Raw genomic sequence first — 16953 nt, 5'->3', positions numbered from 1 at the left:
GACCATGATGCTTGCTTTGGGTGGTTTTATTTTTTCGATTGAAACGGCAGCCTATCAAACTCTTGATCTGTCTTATGGTATACCATGGGTCGAGCAAGGACGATTGGGACGAAAAGCTGCTCTTCAATTGCCTGCTGTTGCAAATGCAGAATTTTCCTTAACGGGTGTGATTTATCCAGATTTCAAAGGTGGGCATGGACAACTCGAATATTTGCGGCAAATCGCCCATCAGGGACCTCACATTCTTGTAACAGGGCAAGGCAAAATTTTAGGCAAATTTGTCATCCTTTCCGTGGAGGAAAAGCAAAGTGTTTTTCATTATAATGGTGCCCCCAAAAAACAAGAATTTACAGTAAAACTGAGAGAATATGGTGAAGACCTATGAGTGATCTTTATAGGACAAAACAAGGCGATATGGTTGATGCCATTTGCTGGAAATATTATGCCAAAGGTCAACAATCGCTTGCTGTCGAACGTGTCTATGCGGCAAATTTAGGGCTTGCAGACTATGGACCTATTTTGACAGCAGGCATAACAATCATTTTGCCATCCCTCCCCTATCCCAAAGCCACACCCGTGATTAGAATTTGGGGCAGCAAATCATGAAACCTTTTTGCATGGTTATGGCAAATGGACAAGACATTACCAAAACGCTCATGGATTATGTTTTATCAATTGAAATAACCGATGAGGCAGAAGACAAAAGCGACCGTATCACCATAGAGCTTGATGACCGTGCACGCAACAGTGATAATGGCTTTCTTGATATACCCCTTATCGGAACAGTTCTTTCCGTAACACTTGGCTATGAGGGCGACAAAATACGCGATATGGGAGCCTATCTGATAGACGAGATCTCTGTAAGCAGTCCACCACAAAGCTTAACCGTTACAGGGCGTGCTGCGGCGATGAACACGTCTTATAGAACACCCAAAAGCCAATCTTATCACCAGCAAACACTTGGCCATATTGTTCAAGAAATCGCACAGCGTAATGGTTATACCGCAAAGGTTGACCCTTCTCTTGCAAAAATTGTTGTGCGTCATATTGATCAAACATCTGAAAGTGATATGGCTTTTGCCGCTCGCCTTGCAGAGGAATATGATGCGGTAGCAAAGCCTGTTGATGGTAAGCTAGTCCTTGCCAAACGGGGAGAAGGCAAAGCTATCACCGGTGAGACACTTCCCATAGTGGTTCTTCATGAGGAACAGTGCACATGTTGGGATTTTAAATACAGTGCACGGGATGAAGCAGGTGCAGCCAATGGTCTAGAAACCGATGGTGGTGAGGACCAAAAAGCCGCAGCAGATGCACGTGCACCAGAAGAGATAGAGGAGGATGAAAACACCATCCATATGGATGAAAATGATCTACCAGAACCATCTGAATCAGAGAGAGGAGAAAAAACAGAAAAAGAAGCGGAGAAGCAAGAACAAGAGAAAAAAGGCGGCGTTATCGCAACCTATTATGATCTGCGCAGTGGTGAAAAGAAAGAAGTCAAATCCGGTCATTCACCGTTTCATGAACTCAAATATACCTATCATAATCAATCAGAAGCTGTTGCGGCTATTGCTGCTTATCGTAACAAATCATCACGGGGTAAATCTTCTTTCTCCTGTGATATTGGTGGTGATCCCTTTGTGCAAGCAGAAGCAAAGCTTGTTCAAGAGCCCCCTTTCCGTCCTTATATACCAGCAGAATGGCGCATCAAAAGCGTCAAGCACAAGCTTGATAAAACGGGTGGTTACACCACAAAAATAGAGTGCGAACTTTTTGATGAAGGACAAGAAGACGCCGCTGGAAATGTTGCAAACACAACACCAGATAAGGATGACACTCTTGATTCAAATGCTCCACAAAATGCATATGATGAAGGTGAAGGCGTCATCCATATGGATGAGGAGGATACATAATAAGCTACCATGTTTTGCTATAAAACACTGTTGTTTAAGAAGACAATTAATACACTCAATACAACAGATTAAACGTGTGGAACTGGTCGTTCAAGAGGCTGTACAGCTAAGCGAAATCCCATGGTACGCAGTAAAGCATTCAGGCTGCGAAACTCTGGATTGCCTTTTTCTGAAAGTGTACGGTAAAGCTGTGTGGGATTCAAGTTGGCTGCTTTAGCTACAGCTTGAACACCACCATAAGCTTTAGCCATTTGGCGAAGTGTTACAAGCAATTCACCTTGATCACCATCTGCTAGGATTGCATCAAGGGTAGCTGCTGCTATCTTAGGGTCATCATAGAAAATTTCCGCCATTGCATCATCATGGTTACAGTCTTTCATTTTTGCACTCCTTTAATCTTCACGGTTTTGCCAATCACGCCAACAAGCACATGCGCGAGTGATATCAGTATCTTGTGTTTTTTTGCTACCGCCGCATAATAGCAACAATACGGTCTTTCCAGACTGTGCATAATAAACTCGGTAGCCAGGACCAATATTAATACGCAGTTCATGAACACCATCACGAAGCGGCTAAAATCACCAAAGTTTCCTTGCTCTAAGCGATTAAGGCGGCGAATAATAGCAGTTTTAGCCTGTACATCACGGAGCTTTCGCAGCCAATCAGTTATCAAGTTTTTGCCATCAGAGGTAAGGTAGTGACGTATTTCAAACATGATATATATTCGTTTATAAACGAATATTTGTCAAGAGGAAAATGAAAAGTTGAGAAAAATATTCTTATGTTTCAGTGAAAAAACTACATAAGTTTTAATAAGCCATCTTTTCGAAGAGACAAGAGATTCACTTTTAAATCCAGCTCTGCCTTGTGCGGAGCTTTTTTTATGGAGAAACCTATGAGAAAAATATCATCAGAAGGATTAGCACTTATTAAACAATGGGAAGGCTTGCGTCTCAACGCCTATAAAGATGCCATTGGTATATGGACCATTGGTTATGGACATACAAATTCTGCTGGAAAACCCTTTGTTCATAAGGGCATGATAATCACTGAAGAACAAGCAGAAGAGTTTCTTTGCCATGATTTGCAACAATTTGAGAATGCTGTTGAACACGCTGTTCAAGTTTCCTTAACAGACGAACAATTCGCAGCACTCGTGTCCTTTTGTTATAATGTAGGAACAGCAGCCTTTTGCAATTCGACACTGTTAAAAAAACTCAATCAAGGTGAATATGAAGCAATCCCCTCTGAATTACAAAAATGGACCAAAGCGGGTGGAAAGCGCCTTCAAGGTCTCGTACACCGGCGTACAGCAGAAGCAGGCTTATGGGCAAAAGGCGCTTATGTTTCCTCCAATTATCAACCAGTAGAAACCAAACAGCCAATGGGGATTTTCAAAGCGGAAGCGCTTGCCCCCATCATTGGTTCTTTCTCTGGTCTTGGCGGCTTGTTAGCGGGCAATGGTCCCATCCAATGGGCATTGGCAACCATTATGGTTTTAGCCGCCTGTGCCGGTCTTTTCTGTGTCGCAAGACGCTTTCAGGAACACAAATTATGATTTTATGGATGAAAAAAAATCTGATGCTAACAGGTGCGGCTTTAGCCGCTTTTTTTATGATTGTAGCAAAAGCTTTTGTTCTTGGCAAAAGAACTGAACAGCAAAAGCAAACAGAGAAGATTTTAAAGACTGCAACAACACGGCTTGAGGTAGAAAATGAAATTAATAAAAAAAGTGATGCTGATGTGCGTACTGATCTCTCTCACTGGTTGCGCGACAAATAAAGTTGCTTCTTCTTGTGTGGGTTGGTTGCCGATATATTTGCAGCGACAAGATTTGAACATCATCAGTTCAAACTTAGCAAGAGAGATCTTAAAGCATAACAAGCAGGGTGAATATTTATGTGGGTGGAAACATGGCTAGAAAAAACACTAAAAAAACCACCGCGCTTACAGAAGCAGAAAAAGAAATGCTTCAAGAAATAATCATCACTTATCAAAATGTAAAAATGATGTCTCGCTTGATGAAGTGGATAGCCTTTTTTCTCTTTTTACTCATCCTTGACTTTGCTCGGATTATGGATGCAATAGACAATGTTTTTGCCCATTTAAAACAGTGGTTTTCAAAGAGTTAGTTCCTCCATATCTCTCTTAAAATAGTTTCCCTTTGAAAAGAAATCTTTCCTAAGAATTGAGAGAAATAATTTTCAAATATGCTAGAATCAAGGTGAATGTTCATTTGTTTCATAGGATTTTTTAGATGATTACACCCTTTGGTAAAACCTTACGCAAACTTCGCATAGATCACTCTGAACGTCTTTTAGATATGGCTAAGAAATTAGACATCTCTGTCCCATTTTTATCATCTGTAGAAATTGGCAAAAAATCTGTACCCGTTGGCATGGAAGAAAAGATCATAGAGGTTTACGCTTTAAATCAAGAGGCAGCCGCCCGTCTAAGGAGAGAATCGGATGCTTGTCGCAGCAGTTTTACCATCAAGTCGTCTGATCCCTTGTGTCGTGAAACCGTTGGCATGTTTACAAGACTTTTAAAGGTTTTTTCACAACAGGATTTAGAATCATTCAAAGGAATACTAGAAACGATTAGAGAAGAGAAAAGCCAAAAAAATGTTCGTGTTGCGGAGGAATGTTAGAAAACCCTATTCCCTAACCTTTATTCATGTATCCCGCACCTTAAAAAAACATATGGAAAATCAGTAAGTTATTTATGGTTAAAGATTGAATGGCGATCCCGACAGGATTCGAACCTGTGACCCACGGCTTAGAAGGCCGTTGCTCTATCCAGCTGAGCTACGGGACCAACTGATCATTTCCCAATAATAGCACCTTTCACTCAATGCGTCCAAGATTGCTGCCTATCACTGCGAAAATTATCAGAATAAGAAACAGCACGCCGAATCGATCTATGTGCTTTTTCTACACGATAGGGAATAGCATTCTTGCGTGCGAAAGCAATGGCCTCTTCTTTGTTATTAAATTGGACTCTTATCTGATTATTCATATCAGATGTTGCCGTATATCCCATAAGAGGATCACGCATTTTCGCCTGTAGCGGCTCATATTGTAAAATCCAAAAACCAGTATTTCTCCTACCAGACTGCATCGCTGTCTTCGCAGGGCTATAAATACGTGCGATCATGATCACTTTCCTTCAGAATACACAGGGCTTGAACGATAATCCTTCCATCACACGCACCCAATTGGGCCATTCTCTTGTATAAAATCAAACATGGTCGGAGCGATAGGATTCGAACCTACGACCCCCTGATCCCAAATCAGGTGCGCTACCAAGCTGCGCTACGCTCCGCCATTCATATTGATCCAATGGATATTTCCTAAAATTTTCATAACAGAAGTGCAAGAGAAAAACACATCTTTCTTTAATTTTATTGCTTTTCTTTACAGGAAAAAAGGATTTTAGAACTTTTTTCTGCGAAAAAACATTGATTACAGAAAAAAGAAAAGGGGTTTCACAAGAGAAAGAATTGACTCCATGTCAACAAACAATGCACTTACCCATATTCTTCAAATAATGCATATGAAACACATTGTACAAGATGTTGATTTATAATGATAATTTGCTATTTTGCCTGTTGAATGAGCCCCCTGAATATTAAGATTCTCTCAATTCAAATCCCCTTATGTTGAATCAAGTGAAACGATGTTTCTGCACACCATAAGCGGGGTTGTTGTGTGGGTAAAAAACCGTTTAAAAAGAAGCAAAAATGCCTGTTATGAATCGTCTAAATACCAAGGGCTGTCGCAAAACATTGGGGAGCGGTAAAGAGTATGATGGTGCCGGCTTGCACCTTCATAAGCGTAAAGATGGTGGTGCTCAATGGCTTTACCGCTATACCATCCACGGACGGCGTCGTGAAATGGGCTTGGGTACTTTAAAAAATGTCTCTTAAAAAAAAGCCCGTGAATTGGCAACCCAATGGCGTTCTGTTTTACGCGAAGGTCGTGACCCCATTAAAAAATATACCATGAAAAAAAACAAATGAAAATATGCGGTTATTTACCATCGATAAATGTTTAAAAGGCTGAGAACTGAAACCATGTACTGCCTGCCTTCACACTATAATAACAAAGAGAATAAAAGTACTCTTTCTTGAATAATCTGAACCATGATAAAAGGTATTTTACTGTATTTGCATATTAAGAACTTCACCAATAACAGCACGCGTTATTTTACTTTTTCTCTGTAATGCTAACCGATCAACAGAATCAATCACACGTTTCAATGCAAATAAAGAACGTTCACAACGCCTTACAAGATAATAAACAGCATCTGGATGAACGATAATCTGTTTATCAGAAAAAAGTTTAAAAGCAACAGCTGTTAACAATGCATCATCAGGCTGATTAATAGTCACTAACATAACCGAATTAAGGCGACTTTTTAGATCATTTAACTTTAAATCCCACACAGAAGGAACTGTGCGTGCAGTTATCAACAAAGTAGCGCGACACGCATCAAGATTTGCTTGCTTAATGCTATTAATTAAGTGAAAAAGTCCTCTCTCACTGATTTCACCGGCATCAATATCCTCAATTAACAAGGGACTTCCTGAAGAAGCCACTGCAACAGCCTGATCAATTTTATTACGAGAAACAACGAAGGCTTCAGCTTTTTGTGCCCATACACTAGAAAAATGGGTTTTTCCAGATCCTTCCTTTCCAACCAACACTGCGATAGGTAAGATCCAGTTTGGCCAATGATCAATAAGTTGAAAAGCCATACGATTGCTTTCCGTCACCACTAAGTCATCAAATTGGAAAGCTGAATTATAAGAAAAGTTTAAGGGTAATTGCGTTTCACTCCCATTCATTCTAATGACTCCGAATTTCCATTTCGCGAATATAACTGAGAATTAAGATAAGTATGAAGAGCAAAACGAACCAAAACACCAACAGCCGCTGCTGCAGGAACAGCAACAAGCATCCCCGTGAATCCAAAGAGTGAAGAAAAAGCAAAAAGTGCAAACATCAACCACACTGGATGCAGTCCTACGGATGACCCCACAAGTTTTGGTTGAAGAATGTAGCCTTCAATAAATTGCCCAATTAAAAAGAGCACGACAACAACGATAAGCCATCCCCAACTGTCTGGATAAAACTGAACCCATGCAACACCAACGGAGAGTAAAAAACCACTCATTGTACCAATATAAGGGACAAAGCTGATAAGGCCAATAAACATACCAATTAAAAGACCAAAATTAAGCCCTGTAATCGTCAGACCAATCGCGTAATATCCTCCTAATATTAAACAAACTGTTCCCTGTCCACGAACAAACCCAGCAATAGCTCGATCTATTTCATGAAAAATACTACGAACGGTTTCAAGATGATCTCGCGGTATCAACGAATCAACAGTTGCAACCATACGCGGCCAATCTAATAACATGTAAAATGCCACCACAGGAGCGACCACAAAGAGACTCACGAGATTAACGATAGATTTTCCTGACTTCAAAAGTGAATTTAAAAGAGAGGTAATAAAATCAGAACTTTTTCCCAACAGCCCTTTAATATTACTCTGTAATTCATTTGGATCACTGCCAAAATAACGTCTAACCCAATCGAAATCATGTTCAACGAAAAAAGTTTGAATACGATTCATATAAACAGGCAAACCGTCACTCATAAATTGCTGTATTTGCCAAGTAATAATAGGAATTAAAATGATTAAAGCAGCAACAAAAACAACAATGATAAACAAGGTAATAAGAATAGTACCAAAAGCGCGGCGAATACCAATTTTTTCAAGAAATTGAACAATAGGATTAAGAAAATAAGCCAACACGATGCCTGCTACGAAAGGAAGCAAAACAGATCCAAAAACAAACATAAAAAGAATGAAAAAGATCAACGTACCAAGCCAGAAAAAAACTTGTTTTTTTACATTAGTCGGTAATGGCATTCGAGTATAAGCTGGCACATAAGTCTTATAACGATCATGGGATCCATTCTTACTAACTTTCTTTTTCATTAGCTGCCAAGAAGAATGTCCATGATTATCTGATATCTTGCTCATAAAATATCCTAAAAAAACTCTTCACAAAGATTATAAACTTCTTCAACATAGGTCTCAAGTAGAGTTGCTTATTTTCTCTTAAATGGTAAATAATCAATATCTCTTGCAGAGATAACTCTATATCTCTTGCAGAGATAACTCTATCATGGCATTGCATAACGTCAAAATCTGATTTTTCATAAGGAAGGCTCCAATGAGCAATCAAGAAATCACAAATAATCAAGAAATCACAAATGATGAATCCAAATATGGACTTACCTACGCAAAGGCCGGTGTAAACATCGATATGGGTAATGCCATGGTAGAAAAAATTAAACCCTTTATACGCTCAACAAAGCGACCAGGAGCTGATGCTGAAATTGGCGGCTTTGGGGGCCTCTTTGATTTAAAAGCAGCAGGCTTCACAGATCCTATTCTCGTAGCAGCCAATGATGGTGTCGGAACAAAGTTAAAAATTGCCATTGAAATAGGTGTTGATGATACCGTAGGAATTGATCTTGTCGCTATGTGTGTCAATGATCTCCTCGTGCAAGGCGCTGAACCGCTCTTTTTTCTCGATTATTTTGCAACGGGTAAGCTTAATCCTGAACAGGGAGCAGCAATTGTTTCCGGTATTGCGGAAGGATGTAAACAAGCAGGTGCGGCTCTCATTGGTGGAGAAACTGCGGAAATGCCGGGAATGTATGCAGAAGGAGACTATGATTTAGCGGGTTTTGCTGTAGGGGCATGCGAACGGAACGCATTACTTCCTGCAAAAGACCTTACAGAAGGCGATATTATCTTAGGTCTTAGCGCATCGGGGGTTCATTCCAACGGCTTTTCTCTTATAAGACGAATCATTCAGCAAAGTAATCTAAAATGGGAATCCCCAGCCCCCTTTAATCCTCAAATCAGCCTTGGTACAGCATTCCTCACACCAACACGCATTTATGTAAAATCGCTTCTCCCAATCATAAAAAATTATACAGGAATAAAAGCACTTGCTCATATTACAGGGGGGGGATTTCCTGAAAATATTCCACGAATACTTCCTTCTTCTCTATGCGCTGAAATTAATCTTTCTGCCATTAATGTTCCACCTGTCTTTTCATGGATTGCCAAACAAGGCAAAATAGAGAAAATAGAGATGCTACGTACATTTAATTGCGGCATTGGCATGATTGTTATCGTAGCACAACACGAAGTTGAAAAAGTGACACAAGCACTTGAAATGCAAGGAGAAACCATTACTCCTCTCGGCATTGTGAAAAAACGTCAAGATAAAGGAATACTCTACCAAGGTGTACTTCAATTATGAAAAAACAAATTGTAGTTTTTATTTCTGGCAATGGGTCCAATATGATTGCCCTTGCCAAAGCCTGCAAACAACAGGAATATCCCGCTGAAATTGTAGCAGTTATTTGTGATAATCCTCACGCTGCTGGTATTGAAAAGGCGCATCATAATGGTTTGTCTGTTCATGTTGTTGATCGCAAAAATTATCCGACCAAGGAAGCACATGAAGAATCTATCTTGACGGTTTTAGCCCAATATCAACCGGATTTGCTCTGCCTTGCTGGTTATATGCGTCTTATCTCACAGCGTTTCGTAAAACTTTATGAGGAACGAATTTTAAATATCCACCCTTCTCTTTTACCTTCATTTAAGGGTTTAAATACGCATGAAAGGGTTTTACAAGCAGGCGTTAAAATCACTGGTTGCACTGTTCACCTTGTTACAGAAGACATGGATGCCGGAAAGATTCTCGCTCAAGCAGCCGTTCCAGTCTGTCCAAATGATACTGCTGATAGTTTAGCCCAAAGAGTTCTTAAAGTGGAACATAAACTCTATCCTGCGGCTTTGAAAGCTTTCATTGAAGGAAACAACAAAATACTAGATCCTCACCAACAACTCTTGTCCTTTTGATTATATCAAACAGCACTTTTTAGCATTGCATTTAGCACTTTCCTCAATCTCCCCTATTATGAGGTTTTTACATAACAGAATTTACTGTCTAACAAATATTTTTTACAAAAACCTATACCCTCTTTTTAAATTTCTTATATTTAATTTTCTCAAATACTCTCACTCATTCACTTCACCCACTTTATGCATTGTTTTGTTTATCCTTTTAAGACAGTCTGACTTTTTGTCTCAAAAATCTTAAAATAAAGCACTTCTCTATTAAATAATTTTTTTATTGTTCAAGTGTTTCTTTCACTGTTATCGCTAACTGTTTGAGTGTAAAGGGTTTAGATAAGAAGCCAAAAACAGCATCTTGTGGAAGATTTTTAGTAAAAGCGTCTCTCGCATACCCAGAAACGAAAATAAATTTAATATCAGGATATTTATTACGTGACTCTTTGAGCAAAGTAGGACCATCCATTTCTGGCATGACAACATCGGAAACAATAATATCAACAGCACCTTTATTTTCTTCAAGAACAGCAAGTGCTTCCACCCCGCTTGCGGCTTCCAAAACAGTATATCCTCTCATTTGAAGGGCTCTTACACCACCCATTCTGACAGAATCCTCATCTTCAACCAATAAAACAGTCGCAGATCCTGTTAAATCTGTATTTTTCTCTTGCTCTTCCACTTTTTCATTCTGCGAGGGGATTTCACCACGGATATCAGGAATATAGCGAGGAAGAAAGATATGAAATGTTGCCCCTTCACCTTCTCGGCTCTCACAGTAAATAGAACCACCTGTCTGTTTGATAATTCCATAAACCATCGATAAACCAAGTCCTGTTCCTTTTCCAACTTCTTTTGTTGTAAAAAATGGTTCAAACATTTTTTCTTGTGCAGCAGCTGAAATACCAGTTCCTGTATCTGAAATAGTTAATTGCACATACTCACCAATTCCAAAACCAACATGATCAAATTCCGCACTCTGTTGCTTTGTGATATTTTTTGTTGCAATTGTAACAACACCTCCATCTGGCATCGCATCACGCGCATTAATGACTAAATTCATAATAACACGCTGGAAAGACCCTTGATCGATTTCAACGCTCCACAAATCTCTGCCATGAACAATTTTCAATTGAATATTATTGCCTAAAAGAGGCAAAATGAGATTGCGCATATCTGATAAAAAGTCTGTAAAATCAACCTTTTCAGGGCGAAGCGTTTGCTTTCTAGAAAAAGCCAATAATTGCTGTACAAGCGCAGCAGCGCGATTAGCATTATTTTTGATATTGATAAGATCAGCATGAGCTGGATCAGAACTACGATGTGTATTTAAAAGCAGATCGCATGACATCAAAATTGCTGTTAACACATTATTAAAATCATGTGCAATGCCGCCAGCCAATTGCCCAACAGCTTGCATTTTCTGACTCTGCACCATTTTGTCTTCAAGTGTTTTTTGTTCTGTTGTTTCTATGACAGAAAGAATAGCGAAATCTCTTAAGACATCATCATCATCATATAACTTTACAGACATAACATGGAGACGCACATGACGTTCTTCATTGTTTTTTAAAACGGTTTCTATCGAAGTTGTATAATTTTTATTTGTTGTAATTTTTTGCAATATGCGTTCTAACTGTGCATGATCACGATAAGAGATGACATCATAAAGATTAAGTGTTGTGCCCATACATCCCATAAGGGATGAAAAGGCGTTATTCATATGAAGGGATTGTCCTTTCTGATCCACCACAGCGATCGCAAAGGGACTCGCATCAAAATACTCTAACAATGCACTCGGTAAATTTATTTGATCTTCGTTTTCTCTCTTTTTTATTTGTTGTGGGATTATTACAATACGATAAATAGCTTCATTCTCTGAGAGAGAAGAAGCACAGATAAAACAATTTAATGTTTTCTTCTCAGCAGCCTCTGCATCTAAACATAACGAAAACGTATAAGGCAAAGAGTAACCTGAACTTTGATATTTGTTGCTTTGCAAACAAATATCACTCCATGTGCTACTAGCTCCAACGCTCTTTAAAAATTGATCAAAACGATATTGACCAACAGTAAAATTTGCCAAATCAATGGAAAACCATTCAGCAAAAACTGCATTTGCATAAAGAATCACCCCTTGTGTATTAACGGATAAAAAACCGACAGGAGCTTGATCTAAGTGATTGATAGCTTCTTGAAGATTCGAGAAAAAAACTTCACGATATTTCTGTAGATGCGAAATATCAGCAATACGCCAGAATAACAGCTTTTTCCCACGTTTTGTGATTGGTTGAACAGAGATATTATACCAAAATATTTTTTTATCTGTAGAATGGGTAAAAATCGACTGCTCTATTCTTAATTCTTCTTGTGCGGCAAGATGACGACATGCTGCAACTTTTAAGCGATAGGAAAGTGCACCAGCTCCTGGAAGATCAGCAATAACAACATAACAAGAGGTTTGAGGCTTATAAGTAAGAATTTCTCGATAACGTTGATTAGAATAATGAATAAAACCTGACAAATCAGAGACAATGATTGCATCATCAGTGTTATTAAAGATACTCAGGTCAAGTTCATCGTGCCACTGCGTTGCATTGTATCTTAAAACCCCTATCCCACACAAAACAAGCGCAACAACCCCTATAACGGCTAAAGCCAAAAAAGAGACCAATCCAACCTTTTGCAAATAGCTGTGCGGATAAAAAAAATTCAAAATCCCTATGATAAAGAGAATAGCTATTATAAAAACAACAAAGAGAACCATGCCTCTTCGATATAGAGAAAAAGACGATGATCTCTCGCTCTTTTCAAAACCTTTATCCATCTTCACTTTGCCTTGATTATAGCCGTTTTTTATGCCACAAACTCCCTCCATAAGCATTTTTATGAAGTTTATATCAATATATCTTTCTAAAAAAAATCACTCAATGTTAAAAATCTCTGTTTTTATATCAAAACTGAACCTTTTAAAGGTATATTTACAAACATCTCAATAGAAAATACTATTTTCATTCTAAAATAGGAGAAGTTTTATGTATGTCTGGTTATCAAGCCAAATAGGCACATCCGCCGCTAACATAACCATAAGCTTTATATTTTTCATAATAACAATCACAGCCATTGCTGCAATCATCCTCTTTTTACGCCGTTTTAAAAGAGGGAAATCTATATTCAACAGAAAAAAATCTCTATCGCGATTAACGCTTTGCGAAACAATTGCTATAGACCGCACACGTCGCCTTGTTTTGATCCGTTGTGATGATAAAGAGCATTTACTTCTTATTGGGGGAGTAACAGATATTGTCGTAGAATCCAATATCACCAACACGTCTCTCATACAAAAAAGCGAAACACCATCAACCTTAATAACGACACGAACCAATTCTCCTCTCGATCTTAGCGAAGAAAAATCTGTCTCCGTAAAAAGAGAACAGATAAAGGAAAAAGCTTCCAATCCTTTTACGAATCAAAACGTGGAAGACTCAGCGATTACCGCTGAAATCGAAGGACGACAAGAACCTTCTTTATTTATTCCCCCCCTTAAAAAATAAAACACATAAGTTTTACTACCATGTATTTCATTTTCTTACCATCCTCATCGACGTTAATCGTCACGATAAACCTTCTCCCGCCGCTCATGACGTTCTTGTGCTTCTAACGATAAAAATGCAATTGGTCGCGCCTCAAGACGCTTTATACTGATAGGCTCGCCCGTTTCCTCACAAAAACCGTAAGTCCCATTATCTATACGCTCCAAAGCAGCATCTATTTTTGAAATGAGCTTTCTCTGACGATCACGAGCACGTAATTCGATTGTGCGATCCGTTTCGCAAGATGCTCTATCAGTCAAATCCGGCTGACCAACATTCTCCTCTTGCAAATTTTCTAAAGTTTCGCGCGCCTCTCTTAATATATCGTTCTTCCAAGAAACCAATTTAGCACGAAAATATGCCTTTTGCCGTTCATTCATAAAAGGCTCATCTTCACTAGGGCGATATTGATCATCAACCTCTTCGCTCATGCCATAAAAACCTCCGTATATGGTATGTGCGGTCTATATATTGCGCAACAACGATCAACACAAGAGTAAAATACCGTTTTATAACAACCGATCAATATGTTTAAAGCCATCATAATGAAAATCTGTAACCACTTTTTGTATAACACACACACTTTTGTCATAATTCCAGGTCAGGATATTTTCCCCTTTTCTTTCACAAACACCTATAAGCCTATAAATAAAAGAAAATGCGGACTTTCAACATCATGTAAAATAATCCTCCCATTGATGAAGCCAAACTTCAAATGTACCAACAACAAATCATCTCAATATGCAAAAAATAAAGTCCCTATAAAAGGAGCGTATGATATTCACGATTTAAATACATCAAAGCGTCTTTTTCTTGACTGCGATTGATGGCAACGACTTCACCAATTAAAACACTATGGGTTGCATGTTCATGCCAACAAATCAAACGACAATCAAAAGATGCTAAAGCGTCTAAAAGACTAGGAGCACCAGTCTGCAAAGTTCCCCATTGTGCTATATTAAAATGTTCATTTCGTGTAGAATTACAACGCCTAGAAAAGACATCTGCTAGTAAACGATGTTTTCCTGACAAACTATTAACACAAAAAATTCCATTCTCTACAAACAACTGATTCTTAGGATTATGCCGCCTAAGGCAAACCAAAAGCGTTGGGGGATCATCAGATAAAGAACAACATGCTGAAACGGTTACCCCTCGCCTTCCCTTAAGACCATCGGTTGTCACAATATGCACAGCACCAGCGAAATGGCTCATAGCATCGCGATATTCTTGCGAAGAAACAGTAATATTATGTTGAATTTCAGGCATTAAATGTATTGTATGATTTGACATATCCTTCACTTATACAGCTTTAAAATTTCAAATGCTCTTTGCTATAAAAAGATCTATTACACATATTTTTCTTTCATGTCATAACATAAAAATTATTTTAGTATACGAAACTACATGATAAAGAGAGCCAATCGAGGAGACATTAATGCCCCATTCTCATCTCATTTCACCTTCACTCTTAGCTTCTGATTTTTCCAAACTTGGACAGGAAATAGTGGATGTTGTTGAAGCCGGTGCAGATTGGCTTCATCTTGATATCATGGATGGCCACTTTGTTCCTAATATCACTTTTGGTCCTGATGTCGTCAAGGCACTCCGTCCATTAACCAAAGCAATCTTTGATGTTCATTTGATGATTGAACCCATAGATCTTTATCTTGAGGCTTTTGCAAAAGCGGGAGCAGATATTATAACCATTCACGCTGAAGCAAGTCCCCATCTTCATCGCTTACTACAAATAATCAAAAAAAGTGGAAAAAAAGCAGGCATTGCAATCAACCCAAGCACACCAGAATATGTCCTTGAATATTTGCTTGATCATTTAGATCTTATTCTCATCATGACCGTCAATCCTGGTTTTGGCGGGCAAAGTTTTATTCCAGCAATGCAAGATAAAATCAAACGTGTCAAAAACATGATTGCTAACAGACCTATTGATCTTGAGGTTGATGGTGGTATCACCGTTGATACAATCGGGATTGCTGCAAAAGCTGGTGCAAATGTCTTTGTTGCCGGCTCTGCAATTTATAAAAATGGCAATAAAGAACTTTACAAAACACGTATTAATGCATTGCGCCAAGCAGCAACTCTCTCACAATAAGGAAAAAATTATGATAACGCGTTACTCTCGTCCTGAAATGGTCGCAATTTGGTCACCTCAAACAAAATATCGTATTTGGTTTGAAATTGAAGCCCATGCCTGTGATGCCTTAGCTGAACTAGGAATTATTCCCAAAGAAGCAGCAAAGATCATTTGGCAAAAAGGAACAGCAGCAGAATTTGATGTCAATCGCATTAATGAAATTGAGGCGATTACAAAGCATGATGTGATAGCATTTTTAACACATCTTGCTGAATTTATTGGACCAGAAGCACGTTTTATTCATCAGGGTATGACCTCATCGGATGTTCTAGATACAACGCTTAATATTCAATTGATGCGCGCTAGTGATCTTTTGCTAAAAGATATAGATCTACTTCTTGAAGCGCTAAAAAAACGTGCTCTTGAACATAAAGAGACAATTACCATTGGGCGGAGTCATGGTATTCATGCTGAACCGACCACATTTGGAGTAAAATTCGCCCTCGCCTACGCTGAATTTTCCCGGTGTCGCAAACGTCTTCTTGCCGCACGAGAAGAAATTTCTACCTGTGCTATTTCAGGAGCTGTAGGAACGTTTGCTAATATTGACCCACGCGTTGAAGAACATGTCGCAAAAGCACTGGGAATGCGTGCTGAACCTGTTTCCACCCAAGTGATACCACGCGATCGTCATGCCATGTTTTTTGTCACACTTGGTGTTATAGCTTCCTCTATTGAAAGATTAGCGATAGAAATACGCCATTTACAACGAACAGAAGTTCTTGAAGCAGAAGAACACTTCTCGCCTGGACAAAAAGGCTCATCCGCTATGCCGCATAAGCGTAATCCAGTCTTAACAGAAAATTTAACGGGATTAGCACGTATGGTACGTGCCTTTGCACTCCCGGCAATGGAAAATGTCGCACTTTGGCATGAACGTGATATTTCTCATTCATCTGTCGAACGTTATATCGGCCCTGACGCAACTATTACACTTGATTTTGCTCTTGCCAGACTCACATCTGTCATTGAAAATTTAATTATCTATCCAGAAAATATGCAGAAAAACCTTAATAAGTTTCGCGGACTTGTTCATTCGCAACGCGTACTTTTAGCACTCACACAAGCTGGCATAAGTCGTGAAGATTCTTATCGAATTGTCCAACGAAATGCGATGAAGGTTTGGGAACAAGGAAAAGATTTTTTAGAAGAATTGCTCAACGATAAAGAGGTAACAAATGCTTTAAGCGAAGCAGAAATTCGCGAAAAATTTGACCTTTCCTACCACACCAAACATATTAACACAATTTTTAAACGCGTTTTTGGAAAGTAACAAAATTTTTCTATAAGAAACCAACATCTTATTTTCATCTATGATACAAAACCTATTGTAACGAAA

Annotated in this window: 20 protein-coding genes, 2 tRNA genes and 2 pseudogenes; 14 read left to right on the top strand and 10 right to left on the bottom strand. The window is 38.8% G+C overall.

Annotated elements, in window-relative coordinates:
* Nucleotides 1-4: 4 nt before the first annotated feature.
* From LNM86_RS05325 to LNM86_RS05315, 3 genes are read left to right on the top strand one after another with little or no spacing between them, the layout of a single operon-like run.
* Entirely contained in the window at nt 5-385 is a 381-nt protein-coding gene (locus LNM86_RS05325; protein WP_241438167.1) for a phage tail protein, read from the top strand.
* Entirely contained in the window at nt 382-606 is a 225-nt protein-coding gene (locus LNM86_RS05320) for a tail protein X (protein WP_241438166.1), read from the top strand. Before LNM86_RS05325 ends, LNM86_RS05320 begins: the two co-directional genes overlap by 4 nt.
* On the top strand, nt 603-1913 hold the full coding sequence (locus LNM86_RS05315; protein WP_241438165.1) for a contractile injection system protein, VgrG/Pvc8 family: 1311 nt from the start codon (nt 603-605) through the stop codon (nt 1911-1913). Before LNM86_RS05320 ends, LNM86_RS05315 begins: the two co-directional genes overlap by 4 nt.
* 68 nt (nt 1914-1981) lie before the next feature.
* On the opposite strand, the gene LNM86_RS05310 is transcribed toward LNM86_RS05315, so the two are convergent.
* Together LNM86_RS05310 and LNM86_RS05305 are read right to left on the bottom strand one after the other, a co-directional pair.
* Entirely contained in the window at nt 1982-2293 is a 312-nt protein-coding gene (locus LNM86_RS05310; protein WP_241437610.1) for a helix-turn-helix domain-containing transcriptional regulator, read from the bottom strand.
* 12 nt (nt 2294-2305) lie between these two features.
* Nucleotides 2306-2628 (bottom strand): annotated as a pseudogene (locus tag LNM86_RS05305) (type II toxin-antitoxin system RelE/ParE family toxin).
* Nucleotides 2629-2808: 180 nt separating this feature from the next.
* Between LNM86_RS05305 and bgtA the strand changes: the two are divergent.
* The 5 genes from bgtA to LNM86_RS05280 all read left to right on the top strand — a co-directional run bounded on the left by bgtA (nt 2809) and on the right by LNM86_RS05280 (nt 4563).
* A complete protein-coding gene (gene bgtA, locus LNM86_RS05300; protein WP_241438583.1) occupies nt 2809-3471 on the top strand; it encodes a gene transfer agent endolysin BgtA in 663 nt (220 codons plus the stop codon).
* Nucleotides 3468-3695 carry a hypothetical protein gene (locus LNM86_RS05295; RefSeq protein WP_241438581.1) on the top strand — a complete coding sequence of 76 codons (228 nt, stop codon included), beginning with the start codon at nt 3468-3470 and terminating at the stop codon, nt 3693-3695. The genes bgtA and LNM86_RS05295 overlap by 4 nt, the downstream gene beginning before the upstream one ends.
* Complete coding sequence (locus LNM86_RS05290) at nt 3628-3834, top strand: hypothetical protein (RefSeq protein WP_241438579.1); 207 nt, start codon at nt 3628-3630, stop codon at nt 3832-3834. The genes LNM86_RS05295 and LNM86_RS05290 overlap by 68 nt, the downstream gene beginning before the upstream one ends.
* Nucleotides 3827-4045 (top strand): hypothetical protein, encoded by a 219-nt coding sequence (locus LNM86_RS05285; protein WP_241438395.1) that lies wholly within the window; start codon nt 3827-3829, stop codon nt 4043-4045. The genes LNM86_RS05290 and LNM86_RS05285 overlap by 8 nt, the downstream gene beginning before the upstream one ends.
* Nucleotides 4046-4170: 125 nt before the next feature.
* Complete coding sequence (locus tag LNM86_RS05280; RefSeq protein ID WP_241438577.1) at nt 4171-4563, top strand: helix-turn-helix domain-containing protein; 393 nt, start codon at nt 4171-4173, stop codon at nt 4561-4563.
* Between the two features lie 90 nt (nt 4564-4653).
* On the opposite strand, the gene LNM86_RS05275 is transcribed toward LNM86_RS05280, so the two are convergent.
* The 3 genes from LNM86_RS05275 to LNM86_RS05265 form a co-directional block, all read right to left on the bottom strand.
* Nucleotides 4654-4730: transfer RNA gene (locus LNM86_RS05275), tRNA-Arg, on the bottom strand.
* Between the two features lie 33 nt (nt 4731-4763).
* Entirely contained in the window at nt 4764-5069 is a 306-nt protein-coding gene (locus tag LNM86_RS05270) for an ETC complex I subunit (RefSeq protein ID WP_241438728.1), read from the bottom strand.
* Between the two features lie 91 nt (nt 5070-5160).
* Nucleotides 5161-5237 (bottom strand) — tRNA-Pro (locus LNM86_RS05265).
* A gap of 418 nt (nt 5238-5655) precedes the next feature.
* On the opposite strand from LNM86_RS05265, the pseudogene LNM86_RS05260 reads away from it, so the two are divergent.
* Nucleotides 5656-5931: pseudogene (locus LNM86_RS05260) on the top strand (Arm DNA-binding domain-containing protein); the annotation flags it as partial.
* Nucleotides 5932-6072: 141 nt separating this feature from the next.
* Here the strand turns inward: LNM86_RS05260 and hdaA are convergent.
* Complete coding sequence (hdaA, locus tag LNM86_RS05255; RefSeq protein ID WP_241438727.1) at nt 6073-6762, bottom strand: DnaA regulatory inactivator HdaA; 690 nt, start codon at nt 6760-6762, stop codon at nt 6073-6075.
* The gene (locus LNM86_RS05250; protein WP_241438726.1) at nt 6759-7970 is read right to left on the bottom strand and encodes an AI-2E family transporter; all 1212 of its coding nucleotides are present in this window, start codon (nt 7968-7970) and stop codon (nt 6759-6761) included. Before LNM86_RS05250 ends, hdaA begins: the two co-directional genes overlap by 4 nt.
* Before the next feature lie 193 nt (nt 7971-8163).
* Here LNM86_RS05250 and purM point away from each other — a divergent pair, with 193 nt between their 5' ends.
* Entirely contained in the window at nt 8164-9267 is a 1104-nt protein-coding gene (gene purM / locus LNM86_RS05245; RefSeq protein WP_241438725.1) for a phosphoribosylformylglycinamidine cyclo-ligase, read from the top strand.
* On the top strand, nt 9264-9875 hold the full coding sequence (gene purN / locus LNM86_RS05240; RefSeq protein WP_241438723.1) for a phosphoribosylglycinamide formyltransferase: 612 nt from the start codon (nt 9264-9266) through the stop codon (nt 9873-9875). The genes purM and purN overlap by 4 nt, the downstream gene beginning before the upstream one ends.
* A gap of 271 nt (nt 9876-10146) precedes the next feature.
* Here purN and LNM86_RS05235 read toward each other — a convergent pair whose 3' ends face one another.
* On the bottom strand, nt 10147-12693 hold the full coding sequence (locus tag LNM86_RS05235) for an ATP-binding protein (protein WP_241438925.1): 2547 nt from the start codon (nt 12691-12693) through the stop codon (nt 10147-10149).
* Nucleotides 12694-12901: 208 nt separating this feature from the next.
* Between LNM86_RS05235 and LNM86_RS05230 the strand changes: the two genes are divergently transcribed.
* Nucleotides 12902-13420, top strand: a complete 519-nt coding sequence (locus tag LNM86_RS05230) for a flagellar biosynthetic protein FliO (protein ID WP_241438722.1) — start codon at nt 12902-12904, stop codon at nt 13418-13420.
* Between the two features lie 53 nt (nt 13421-13473).
* Here LNM86_RS05230 and dksA read toward each other — a convergent pair whose 3' ends face one another.
* Nucleotides 13474-13890: an RNA polymerase-binding protein DksA gene (dksA, locus tag LNM86_RS05225; protein WP_241438721.1), complete on the bottom strand. Its 417-nt coding sequence runs from the start codon at nt 13888-13890 to the stop codon at nt 13474-13476.
* A 328-nt stretch (nt 13891-14218) separates the two neighbouring features.
* A complete protein-coding gene (locus tag LNM86_RS05220; RefSeq protein WP_241438720.1) occupies nt 14219-14752 on the bottom strand; it encodes a flavin reductase in 534 nt (177 codons plus the stop codon).
* Between the two features lie 145 nt (nt 14753-14897).
* Between LNM86_RS05220 and rpe the strand changes: the two genes are divergently transcribed.
* Nucleotides 14898-15572 carry a ribulose-phosphate 3-epimerase gene (rpe, locus tag LNM86_RS05215; RefSeq protein ID WP_241438719.1) on the top strand — a complete coding sequence of 225 codons (675 nt, stop codon included), beginning with the start codon at nt 14898-14900 and terminating at the stop codon, nt 15570-15572.
* 10 nt (nt 15573-15582) lie between these two features.
* Entirely contained in the window at nt 15583-16887 is a 1305-nt protein-coding gene (gene purB / locus LNM86_RS05210) for an adenylosuccinate lyase (RefSeq protein ID WP_241438718.1), read from the top strand.
* The last annotated feature ends 66 nt before the right edge of the window (nt 16888-16953 follow it).

Source organism: Bartonella machadoae, from assembly GCF_022559585.1.
Classification (GTDB): Bacteria; Pseudomonadota; Alphaproteobacteria; order Rhizobiales; family Rhizobiaceae; genus Bartonella; species Bartonella machadoae.
Note: the sequence above shows the minus strand (reverse complement) of the source record. Positions and strands in the feature narration are given on the sequence as shown.